This is a genomic window from Lentibacillus sp. (assembly GCF_035301925.1).
Taxonomy (GTDB): Bacteria; Bacillota; Bacilli; order Bacillales; family Amphibacillaceae; genus Lentibacillus.
The window spans coordinates 1-10,901 of the sequence record NZ_DATGTI010000163.1 but is presented as its reverse complement, the minus strand read 5'-3'; the positions used below and the strand labels follow the sequence as shown (position 1 = coordinate 10,901).

At 43.3% G+C, this 10,901-nt stretch carries 11 protein-coding genes; 2 read left to right on the top strand and 9 right to left on the bottom strand.

Annotation, left to right across the window (positions count from 1 at the left end):
* Positions 1-686: 686 nt before the first annotated feature.
* Positions 687-1,562, bottom strand: coding sequence for a nucleotidyltransferase-like protein (locus tag VK080_RS13525; RefSeq protein ID WP_324225296.1), 876 nt, complete (start codon positions 1,560-1,562; stop codon positions 687-689).
* A 129-nt stretch (positions 1,563-1,691) separates the two neighbouring features.
* Here VK080_RS13525 and VK080_RS13520 point away from each other — a divergent pair, with 129 nt between their 5' ends.
* Positions 1,692-2,084: a DUF2614 family zinc ribbon-containing protein gene (locus VK080_RS13520; protein ID WP_324225295.1), complete on the top strand. Its 393-nt coding sequence runs from the start codon at positions 1,692-1,694 to the stop codon at positions 2,082-2,084.
* 418 nt (positions 2,085-2,502) lie between these two features.
* Here VK080_RS13520 and perR read toward each other — a convergent pair whose 3' ends face one another.
* The 6 genes from perR to VK080_RS13490 all read right to left on the bottom strand — a co-directional run bounded on the left by perR (position 2,503) and on the right by VK080_RS13490 (position 6,599).
* Positions 2,503-2,955, bottom strand: a complete 453-nt coding sequence (gene perR, locus VK080_RS13515; RefSeq protein ID WP_324225294.1) for a peroxide-responsive transcriptional repressor PerR — start codon at positions 2,953-2,955, stop codon at positions 2,503-2,505.
* A gap of 261 nt (positions 2,956-3,216) precedes the next feature.
* Positions 3,217-3,777, bottom strand: coding sequence for a cob(I)yrinic acid a,c-diamide adenosyltransferase (locus tag VK080_RS13510; protein ID WP_324225293.1), 561 nt, complete (start codon positions 3,775-3,777; stop codon positions 3,217-3,219).
* 1 nt (position 3,778) lies between these two features.
* The gene (locus tag VK080_RS13505; protein WP_324225292.1) at positions 3,779-4,729 is read right to left on the bottom strand and encodes a D-2-hydroxyacid dehydrogenase; all 951 of its coding nucleotides are present in this window, start codon (positions 4,727-4,729) and stop codon (positions 3,779-3,781) included.
* Positions 4,730-4,785: 56 nt separating this feature from the next.
* Positions 4,786-5,442, bottom strand: coding sequence for a sugar transferase (locus VK080_RS13500; RefSeq protein WP_324225291.1), 657 nt, complete (start codon positions 5,440-5,442; stop codon positions 4,786-4,788).
* Positions 5,443-5,602: 160 nt separating this feature from the next.
* The gene (gene bcp / locus VK080_RS13495; protein ID WP_324225290.1) at positions 5,603-6,043 is read right to left on the bottom strand and encodes a thioredoxin-dependent thiol peroxidase; all 441 of its coding nucleotides are present in this window, start codon (positions 6,041-6,043) and stop codon (positions 5,603-5,605) included.
* An 82-nt stretch (positions 6,044-6,125) separates the two neighbouring features.
* The gene (locus tag VK080_RS13490) at positions 6,126-6,599 is read right to left on the bottom strand and encodes a potassium channel family protein (RefSeq protein WP_324225289.1); all 474 of its coding nucleotides are present in this window, start codon (positions 6,597-6,599) and stop codon (positions 6,126-6,128) included.
* 105 nt (positions 6,600-6,704) lie between these two features.
* Between VK080_RS13490 and VK080_RS13485 the strand changes: the two genes are divergently transcribed.
* Positions 6,705-7,997: a glutamate-1-semialdehyde 2,1-aminomutase gene (locus VK080_RS13485; protein WP_324225288.1), complete on the top strand. Its 1,293-nt coding sequence runs from the start codon at positions 6,705-6,707 to the stop codon at positions 7,995-7,997.
* 351 nt (positions 7,998-8,348) lie between these two features.
* On the opposite strand, the gene VK080_RS13480 is transcribed toward VK080_RS13485, so the two are convergent.
* Both VK080_RS13480 and ntdP read right to left on the bottom strand, forming a co-directional pair.
* A complete protein-coding gene (locus VK080_RS13480; RefSeq protein WP_324225287.1) occupies positions 8,349-10,103 on the bottom strand; it encodes an ABC transporter ATP-binding protein in 1,755 nt (584 codons plus the stop codon).
* A gap of 148 nt (positions 10,104-10,251) precedes the next feature.
* Complete coding sequence (gene ntdP, locus VK080_RS13475; protein ID WP_324225297.1) at positions 10,252-10,791, bottom strand: nucleoside tri-diphosphate phosphatase; 540 nt, start codon at positions 10,789-10,791, stop codon at positions 10,252-10,254.
* Between the last annotated feature and the right edge of the window lie 110 nt (positions 10,792-10,901).

The window sequence follows — 10,901 nt, the reverse complement described above, 5'->3', positions numbered from 1 at the left end:
AGCGTTCGTCCTGAGCCAAGATCAAACTCTCCAATAAAGTTTGAATCAAGATTGACACCGATCAATCTCATTCATGGCTTGCTTTAAAAATTGATTCCAGGGTTTCATTGGCCTGCCGTCGAAATCAACGTTCCGACTTTCAGCCTCTTACCACTGACATCTCTTGCATACTGGTTGTTTTGTTCAGTTTTCAAGGAGCAAAATTGCTGCCGCCTCTTGAAAGCGACTTTATTAGTGTATCATCTTTCAAAAGTAAAGTCAACAACTTTTTTCGAAAGGATTCGTTGCCAGATCCAAGGCAACGATGTTTAATTTAACACGAAAACCTCATGTTTAGCAAGAGGAAAATTTTTGTTTTTTAATCGCTCAAAATTCATCAGGAATTTTTGCGACGCATATTAATGTACCATGCATTAACATGAAAGTCAACACGATTTTTGAAGAAATTCAAAACATCGGACGAAGACTGGTAAGACAAACGTTTTGCTTCCCGCAATCACTGCATACAGTGGGTATATTTTCGCATGAAGGAAGATGACAATTCCAGTTTTCTTTAACCTGGGACCCGCTAAGGCATTTTCCCGGACCTCACCTGTCAGATTTTTTTCAGGAAATAGGGGGAATGGTCTCACTTTTACCTCTCCCGCATTGAACGGCAAAAAACCATACCGCAATACCGGAATACGCTACGGCCGGTTAACCCGGTATTTACGCTCATAAACACCTTCACCCTTCGTATCAATTCTGACTGCAGCAAGAATCCCTTTTTCAGTCAGATAATTGAGCATCGCATTCAGATCCAATTCATATGGTTGAACATTGGCGTTCTGCTTGATCTCCTCGTAAGACCAAGCTCCATTTTTTGTCTCCATTATATCCAACAAGTGCTTTGCCGACACTTTTGCTTTTCTGCTGATGGCAAAATCCGCTGCAAGTATCATTAATTCCACACGTTTAGCTATCTCCTCATTACTTCTGATCAATTCATCATATAGTTTATAGACTTCAGGATCGATTTTCTTCACCTGGTTCCATAATGTCACTTCCGGATAATAGCCTTTTTCTATAATCGCAAGCCTTGCCAAATAATGAAGCGAATGTATCATCCTTGTATAAGCATCTTTATATTGTTCCGATATGTAAAGATCTTTTACATCAGTATAACTTTTGATCAATTTCCCGAATTCCATTGCTTTCCTTAAGTCCCTTTTCTCATGCGGAAAACTTCTTAACTGTTCTTTCAAGCGGGAAATATACTCATTCCGGTCAAAAATCGTTTTTCCTGCTATAATCCACTCGACCGCTTTCCGATATCCGCTTGTATCAATCCATCGCCTGAGCAGATCTTCAGTTATCGTATGCATGACAGCTGTTTTGCCATTATATAATTCATAATGTTTTTCTTGCCAATCAGTCTCTAAGCTCCTGACAATAATAAGCAAAACCACATCAAAATTATCGGTGATCGGGCTGTTCGGTTTCTTTCTTTCAATTAAAATGATACCTAATGTACTTGGGTTGCTCGCGCGCTCCTGATAAATCGGACGTAATAAATCTTCCATTGTACAAATCCTCCATTACCTTCAATCATGTATATAATTCGTTATGATTTTGTGAAATCCTTTTTCTATAATCGAAATTCCTGTAAAATATGCTATACTGTCCTTGTAACACAACAAGGAGGACTATTCATGGCGGAAAAATTGGTTTATACCAGTAAAATAAATAAAATCCGTTCGTTTGCGCTGATTCTGATTTTTATCGGATTTGGCGTCATGTATGGAGGACTTCTGGCCAAAAAAATTGAATGGCTGATGCTGACATTATTCCTGCTCGGCCTTTTATTTATTCTGCTAAGCTGTGTCGTTTACTTCTGGATCGGGATGTTATCAACAAAAGCTGTTCCAATTATTTGTCCAAGCTGTGAAAAACCGACAAAAATGCTCGGTAAAGTAGACGCCTGCATGCACTGCAAACAGCCGCTGACACTTGATAAAGATTTGGAAGGCTTGGAATTTGATGAAAGATACAACAAACGGAAATTCCGGAATGAAGCCAAAGAAAAAATGAAACAAGATCAATAAAGCGAAACTTCAGTCAGTGGAACGCTTTTCTCCACTGACTGTTAGTTGAGCAGAATCGGACATTTAAGGTCAGTTAGCCGCCGTATTTTGGCGGATTACTGACCATTATATGCGGGATAAAGCGAAACTTCAGTCAGTGGAGCGCTTTTCTCCACTGACTGTTAGTTGAGCAGAATCGGACATTTAAGGTCAGTTAGCCGCCGTATTTTGGCGGATTACTGACCATTATATGCGGGATAAAGCGAAACTACGTTCAGCAGGGCGCTTTTCCCCGCTGACCGAATCGGACATTTACGGGCAGCTAGCTCCCGTTTTTGGGAGGTTACTACCCGTTACATACGGGACAAACATAAAAAAATCCAGTCTGTCTAATCTCAAAACAGCCTGGATTTTTTAATGGAATACGCCATTGAAGCCATTAATGCTGTTGTGCTGCAAGTTTTTGGCAATCTTCGCATTTACCATAAATCTCCATCCGGTGATGGCTGACATCAAATCCTGTGACTTGTTCAGCCAATGATTCGACTTCATCCAACGTTGGATAATGGAAATCCACAATCTTCCCGCATTCCTCACAAATGATATGATAATGCTCACTTGATTTATAGTCAAAACGGCTGGACGAGTCACCATAGGTCAATTCCCGAACAAGACCGATTTCGCGCAAAACACGCAAATTGTTATACACCGTTGCCACACTCATGTTAGGAAATTTTCCTTCAAGGGCTTTGTATATGTCATCGGCAGTCGGGTGGACCATCGAGCTGATAAGATACTCGAGTACCGCATGACGTTGTGGTGTAATACGTACACCAGAGTTTCTGAGTGTTTCGATTGCTTCCTGCAGTTTATGATCTTCAGACACCGTCATGCACCCCACTTTCAATATTGATTCGATTTAAAGCTGTATTATTATATTATAATTCTTATAATTTAAGTTTACCCGTTAGCTCAGGGCTCTGTCAATATAAGTATATTGCTGACTTATTAATATTATTAATCCTGAATTTTGGAACATACCCGGAATATGTTTCAAGTTACTGCCAGTACCGAGGTTTCACCCTTCAGATCGGCGTCTCCTGATGTTACAAAAGGAGCGATACCATATTTTGATAATCACTCCTTTTCTTCATTAAACATCTGCTTTTAGTGGTATTTCCGTTCCGCCAAGGGATTGATTGACATACCTTGCTGCAACAAACAAGAAGTCAGACAGCCTGTTCAAATAGGAAATAACAAGCGGATTGACTTCTTCCTGTTCATTCAAGGCTGTCACAGTGCGTTCTGCTCGCCTCGTAACCGTTCGGGCCATATGCAGCGCACTTGATGCCGAATGACCCGATGGCAGAATAAAGTTCCGCAGCATTTCCAAATGCTTGTCCCAGACATCCATCTGTTTCTCAAGTTCATCAATATGTTTTTGCTTCAGTTTCCAGGTCACTTCCTTATCGTTTGGTGTCGCAAGTTCTGCTCCTACATGAAATAAAATTGTCTGGACGCGGTGCACTTGGTCCAGGAACGCATCCTTTTCTGACCATTCTTCCTTATCAAGAAAACTGAGCGCCAATCCGATCACCGAATTTGCTTCGTCACATGTACCATATGCCTCCACGCGCAGATCATTTTTCGGTACCCGTTGTCCATGGATTAATGATGTCTGTCCTTGATCACCTTTTCTGGTATAAATTCGCATTTTAATACCCCCTTGTCACATCCATTTTATTTACATAATCCGTTCCACCGTCCAAATACGTTTGCAGGTTCTGTTCAAATATCTCAAGCGCCCGTCTCTGATAATATGGTGACACGCCCGATAAATGCGGTGTTACCGTTACATTTTCTTCTTCCCAGAATGGGTGATCTTCCGGAAGCGGCTCTTCTTCAAAAACATCCAGTACCGCGTGGGCAATTTCTCCCTCGCGTACTGCTTTTAAAATCACTTCTCCAGACACCACATCGCCGCGGCCCATGTTTAAAAACACAGCATGTTCCGGCATTTTCCGGAAATGGTCATATGTGTAAAAGTCTTTTGTTTCCCGTGTGCTCGGCAGGACCGATACGACAAAATCAGCTTCAGGCAATAAAGTTTCAAACGCGTTCTGCTTGGCAACCTGGTCAAAATATTCAACAGGTTGCCCACTTCTGTTAACACCATACACCTTCATCCGGAATGCGTTAGCAAGCCGTGCCACTTCTTGACCAATCGAACCGGTTCCGGCAATAAGGATTGTTTTTCCCGTTATTTCCTGCATGCGTACGGAGCGATCCCATTTATTTGCCTGTTCATTTTCCATCAGTTGTTTAGCCTGACGGTTGACTTGCAGCAGCATGGAAATCGCATACTCCGCCATCGGATACTTATGGATGCCCCTTGCATTCGTCACCAGAATTTGCCGATCACTGATTGCGTCAAATGGCATTTTATCAATGCCCGCGGACAGCACCATAATCCATTTCAATTGTGACGCCTGACTGATCAGTTCAGTTGTCAGATCCTCTCCGAATGTCACTAGAATTTCCGCTCTGTCGATGTGTGTTTGGGCCTCATCCATGTTTTTGCAAAAAGTGAACGTCACATCGGGATAATGTTCACGAAGTCTTGTCCGGTGTTTTTCCGATACTTTTGCTGAAAAAAGGATGTTCAAAAGCAATCCCCCCTTTTTCTCAATTCTATTTTAAACGTTTTCACATGAAAATGCCATTAGTTCACAAGGCGCTTTAATGTGCGGTAAAGGATTTTTATATCAAGTTTAGCTGAACAATCATTGATATAATGCAAATCATCCATGACTTTCTTTCCGTGGTTTTGATGATGATGATCGTGAATCTGAGCTAGACCGGTCAGCCCCGGTTTCATGCGCAACCGTTGTGCCTGATGGCGATTATAGTGATCGGCAATTTCCGGTATTTCCGGACTTGGACCGACAAGACTCATGTCCCCTTTTAAGATGTTTATGAGTGCAGGGAGCTTTTCAAGATGATATTTTTTGATCCACTTTCCTGACCCGGTCACCATCTGCTGCGGATTTCGGGTGAAATAAAATGCATCCGGTACACCATTTGCCCAATTTTCCGGAAAAGGATGTGGCGGGAGGGCACGAATGACTTTAGAGGCGTTTGTCATCGTGCGGAATGTCAACATGATAAATTCACGGTGCCCTTTTCCAACATGGGCTTGACGGAAAAACACCGGTCTTCCGTCTTTTTTCATGATTTGGTAACTGATCCAGACCATAAGAGGTAATAGAATGCATAAACCGAACAAGCTTATCAGAACATCCATCAACCTTTTGACCGTCAAATAAAAGTTGTTTCTCCTGCCATAAGAACGCAATCGGACAGACTCACGAACCTCCATGACAGTACACCCCCGCTTTTGTATAGTCAATTCATTCTATTCGGAAGTCAGAGCATGTATAACAAGAAACGGGACAAAGGGTCTGACCCTTTGTCCCGACCCTTTGTCCCGCCTACAATAAAATGAGGCAGCCCACCCGGATATGGACTGCCTCGTTTCATCAACTGGCTTCGCGCAGAAATTCAAGTGCTTCTTCGACATGTCCGTCCACTTTCACTTTGCGGAATACTTTCTGCAAAGTGCCTTCCGGATCAATGATGAAAGTGGAGCGTTCAATGCCTCCATTCCAGACACCGTAATCCTCAGCCACTTGGTGATCTTCATCCGCCAAAAGCATAAATGGCAGGTCGTGTTTGTCAATAAATTTCTGGTGACTTTCGACCGGGTCAGGGCTTACGCCAACGATGACTGCATCAAGATCACTGAATTTTTCCTTGTTATCCCGGAAGTCACATGCTTCATTAGTGCAGCCTGGTGTCATATCTTTTGGATAAAAATAGAGGACAACATACTGACCGCGAAAATCTGACAAGTTCACCTGTTCACCGTTCTGATTCGGCAAAGTGAATTCTGGTGCTTGTTTTCCTGCTTCTGTACGCATCGATATCCCTCCATAATAGAAAATGTCGGTTATAATGTGCTCAAAAAGAGCGTGGCCTCACTTTGAACACCCTTGTCCTCCACTATAGCATATCCTTCTTTCTGTCTCTATTCTGCTGATTGGACTGCACCAGCCTTAATACAAATGCAGTCGGCAGCACGTAACCGATCAATGCCTGAACAAGCGCAATGAGTCTTCCGATACCAACCGGTATAATGTCCCCGTAGCCAATCGTCAACAGCGTGACACCGCTGAAGTAAAATGAATGGATTAATGATCCAATCACACTGACTTCCCGCAGTTCACCATGCTCAACCAGTAAAACATGGTTCATCGACAGCACAAAATAAATGAGCCCGAACCCGAAAATAACGATGAGGTAGATGATCAGCAATGTATAAAAAAGCTCAGCAGAGAAACGGCTGTCCCGCATTTGTATATTACCACGAAATCTGCCGCTCCGGATAAAGTCAACGATGCTAATCGTCACGATAATCGTAATCACAATGATAACAACCCATGAAATGATGTCCATACTATCCCCGCCCTGTTTCATTCATATGCTCATCCAACTCCTGAATTGCCATTTATTTTTCGTAATCAGTCCAATGCGGTATAATCATAATTGGATTTAATGTAATCATTTTGGGAGGCATTATGAATGGATTTTTCAACATCAAAAGCATTGCACGAAGAAGCGCTTGACCATATTGTCGGCGGCGTGAATTCACCATCAAGAGCCTATAAAGGCGTCGGCGGGGGCGCACCGGTTTACATGGATAGAGCCAAAGGTGCTTATTTCTGGGACGTTGACGGCAATAAATATATTGATTATTTGGGTGCATTCGGTCCCATCATCACCGGCCATGGCCATCCGCATATCGCTGAAGCCATCACACATGCTGCCAACAATGGGGTTTTGTATGGTACACCGACAAAACTTGAAAATACATTTGCTAAAATGCTGAAAGAAGCCATACCTTCATTGGAAAAAGTACGGTTCACCAATTCAGGGACTGAAGCAGTTATGACAACAGTCCGGGTTGCCCGCGCTTATACCGGGCGAAACAAAGTCATCAAATTTTCCGGCAGTTATCACGGGCATTTTGATTCGGTTCTCGTTGAAGCAGGTTCCGGACCGGCAACATTGGGCACACCTGATTCAGCAGGGATTCCGCAGTCGATTGCTGAAGATGTCATTACCGTTCCTTTTAATGACCTGGACACATTCCGGCAAGCAATGGACCGATGGGGTGATCAGGTAGCAGCCGTGCTTGTCGAACCAATTGTCGGCAACTTTGGCATTGTCAAACCAAATGAAGGGTTCCTGCAAGGCGTAAACGATACCGCTCATAATGCGGGAGCGCTGGTAATTTATGATGAAGTCATCACGGCATTCCGATTCACATATGGCAGTGCGCAACAGATTTATGGCGTTGAGCCTGATATGACGGCAATTGGCAAAATCATCGGTGGCGGATTACCGATTGGTGCTTATGGCGGACGTCAGGATATTATGGAACAAGTTGCACCACTTGGCCCTGCTTATCAGGCTGGAACCATGGCCGGAAACCCAGCATCGATGTCAGCAGGCATTGCATGTCTGGAAGTATTGGGAGAAGACGGTGTTTATGACAAGCTTGACCGGCTTGGTGAGCGCCTTGAAAACGGCATTTTGGCTAAAGCATCCGAAGCAGGAATCCCAATTTCTGTCAACCGTGTATGCGGTGCCCTTACTGTTTTCTTCGGTGGTGATACTGTAGAAAATTATGAACAGGCTGAATCCAGTGATGGTGAAGCATTCGCCCGGTTTTTCCGGCTGATGCTTGAGCAGGGCATCAATCTGGCGCCATCAAAATTCGAAGCATGGTTTCTGACGACCGAACATACTGAAGCAGATATTGATGCAACCATTGAAGCTGTCGGTAAGGCATTTGCAACTATGGCGAAATAACTATTAAATGCACGCTCCTTGATTGGAGGGTGTATTTTTTGTGTTACAACTACAATTGAGCTAATGCTAAAAAGGTGTCGTCTATTTGGATGCGCCTGTGCTTGAGTTGCGATTACTGTCACTTGAGTTAGTACTGTCGTCGCTGGGGTTTTGGCCGCTCTAGTTTGAGTTTAGCCGCTCCCGCTCGCGTTCAAACCGTTGTCGTTTGAGTTCAGGCCGCTCACGCTAAATTTATCCTGTCAGGTTGAAGATTTTGAATAGCCATCAAAAAATTAAACACCCGTTAAATCCCCCTTCAAGAAAACAAAAAACACCCCCCAAATCATACATGAAGGCGTGTTTTTTTGCCATTTAGCCATGGTCATCCAAATTCTGTACTTGATACAAATCATAATAGTGGCCTTTTCGTGCCATCAGTTCATTATGGGAACCAACTTCCTTAATTTCACCATCTTCAATGTGGACAATTCGATCAGCATGGGTAATCGTAGCCAAACGGTGTGCTACGATAAATGTCGTCCGATCGGAAGCAAGGCGTTCCATCGCTTCCTGGATAATGTGCTCACTTTCCAGGTCGAGTGCTGATGTCGCTTCATCAAAAATCAGGATCGGCGGATTTTTCAAAAACACTCTTGCTATGGCAATCCGCTGCTTTTGCCCGCCGGAAAGTTTAACACCCCGTTCACCGACGAGCGTATCATAACCATCCTGCAGTTCCTGAATAAAATCATGGGCATTTGCCGCTTTAGCAGCAGCGACCACTTCTTCATCAGTCGCATCGGGTTTGCCCATTCGGATGTTCATGGCGATCGACTCACTGAACAGGATATTGTCCTGCAAAACCATGCCAATGTTATCTCGCAATGAACGGGCTTTTACATCGCGAATATCTGTGCCGTCCACTTTGATTGAGCCGCTTGTGACATCATAAAACCTAGGAATAAGGCTGATTAGTGTTGATTTACCGCCGCCGCTCATGCCGACAAATGCAATTGTTTCACCGCTTTTAACATTTAGAGAGACATCATGCAGGACTTCTGCTTCCTCATCTTCATACTTGAACGACACATGATCGATATCGATGTTGCCGTCAACGTGGTCGAGCCTTTCAGCATCCGGTTTGTCGACAATATCATACGACTCATTCATCAACTCAAACACACGGTCAATCGATGCAATCGACTGGGTCAGAACGGTTGAAGAGCTGATCAGCCGGCGCAGTGGACTGTAGACCCGTTCCATATACCCGGTAAAGGCAACCATTGTCCCAATCGTTACGTTCCCCTGAATCACCTGATAGCCAGCAAACGCGATCACCAATAACGGTGCCAGATCGGTAATCGTATTCATCACCGCAAACGTTTTGGCGTTCCAGTCTGTATGATTGAGTGCTTTTTGCAAAAAGTTGGCATTCCGTACATCAAATTGCCCCTGTTCATAATCTTCCAGTGCAAAACTTCTCGTCACCGGAATGCCCTGGACACGTTCATGTAAATGCCCCTGTACTTCCGCAAGCGACTGCGAACGTTCCCGTGTTAATCTGCGCAGTCTGCCATAAAAATATCTGACACAGAAGCCAAATATCGGGAACAAAATAATAGCGACAATTGTCAGCCCGACATCCATTGTCAGCATAATGCCGATTGCGATCAGGATGGTGATCATGTCCAGCCAAATATTCATGAGTCCGGTCACAACAAAATTCTTCGTCTGTTCGACATCATGTATTACCCGGGAAATAATTTCCCCGGTTTTTGTCTGAGAATAAAATCTTAGGCTCAGTTTTTGGATATGATCAAACAGCTTATCCCTGACATCATACAGGATGGTGTTTCCAACCCATTGTGCCAAATACTGTCGAAAGTATTCAATCGGCGGACGCAAAATCAGGAAAATGATAAAGGCGCTACCCATCACCCAAAATAAATGCTCGAGTTTAGCTGCTTCTGCCAAATCATCCGCATTGATAATATTGTCGATCACATACTTTAAAATCAATGGGATCAATAGCGGAATGCCGAATTTCAGAATACCGACAAAAACCGTTATTAAAATTTTCCATTTATATGGTTTGACGAACTGCAAATATTGTTTAATACTGCTCATAATTTCGCATCCTTATTGTATAATAGCTTGCTGAAAATCGGAAATTCACCAAATCCTGGCACGCTGCAAAGAAAAACCCTGCTACCGCAGTAACAAGGACCAGTCACTTCGACACTTATTAAATTATAAAGCCATTCCATATGGTGAATCAATTAATTGAATCGCGTCTATTGTACGTTAAATACCGTTCATACCATTGATCAATGAATTCCCCTGAAAAAGGGCCTTTCCGCTGTCTGATCCAGCCTGTCAGATAATCCATATGGCGGTACAAAATACGATCCAGGGCGTCAGGATAATTCATTTGACTTTTATGTGTTTCATACTCGTCCTCATCAAGCAAATCAAACGTCATATCCGGATATACTTTGATATCGAGGTCATAATCAATGTATTTCAAGACGCCCTTATCAAAAATGAATGGCGAACTGATATTGCAATAATAATAAATACCGTCTGTACGCAGCATGGCAATGATATTAAACCAATAGTCTGAATGAAAATAACAGATGGCGGGTTCTCTCGTTATCCATGTCCGTCCATCACTTTCTTCCACCCGTGTTTTATCATTTGCACCAATGACCATCATGGCCGTCCTTTTCAGTACAAGCGTTTCTTCCCATACACGATGCAGCTGGCCATTATGTTTATAGCTATGTAGGGACTGCTGAACAAACAAAAAATCCAATACTGACAAGGAATTTGATCGTATTATGTCGAATATAGGTGCAAGGCCTTTTATAAGAATTCGTTCAAAACCCTTGCACCTGGAGGCAGTTAAACATGTATAAAATGACC

Bases quoted from the DNA above. Each gene is read 5' to 3' on its own strand.
- VK080_RS13525 (WP_324225296.1), bottom strand. From the start codon at position 1,562: ATGGAAGATTTATTACGTCCGATTTATCAGGAGCGCGCGAGCAACCCA.
- VK080_RS13520 (WP_324225295.1), top strand. From the start codon at position 1,692: ATGGCGGAAAAATTGGTTTATACCAGTAAAATAAATAAAATCCGTTCG.
- perR (WP_324225294.1), bottom strand. From the start codon at position 2,955: ATGACGGTGTCTGAAGATCATAAACTGCAGGAAGCAATCGAAACACTC.
- VK080_RS13510 (WP_324225293.1), bottom strand. From the start codon at position 3,777: ATGCGAATTTATACCAGAAAAGGTGATCAAGGACAGACATCATTAATC.
- VK080_RS13500 (WP_324225291.1), bottom strand. From the start codon at position 5,442: ATGGAGGTTCGTGAGTCTGTCCGATTGCGTTCTTATGGCAGGAGAAAC.
- bcp (WP_324225290.1), bottom strand. From the start codon at position 6,043: ATGCGTACAGAAGCAGGAAAACAAGCACCAGAATTCACTTTGCCGAAT.
- VK080_RS13490 (WP_324225289.1), bottom strand. From the start codon at position 6,599: ATGAAACAGGGCGGGGATAGTATGGACATCATTTCATGGGTTGTTATC.
- VK080_RS13485 (WP_324225288.1), top strand. From the start codon at position 6,705: ATGGATTTTTCAACATCAAAAGCATTGCACGAAGAAGCGCTTGACCAT.
- VK080_RS13480 (WP_324225287.1), bottom strand. From the start codon at position 10,103: ATGAGCAGTATTAAACAATATTTGCAGTTCGTCAAACCATATAAATGG.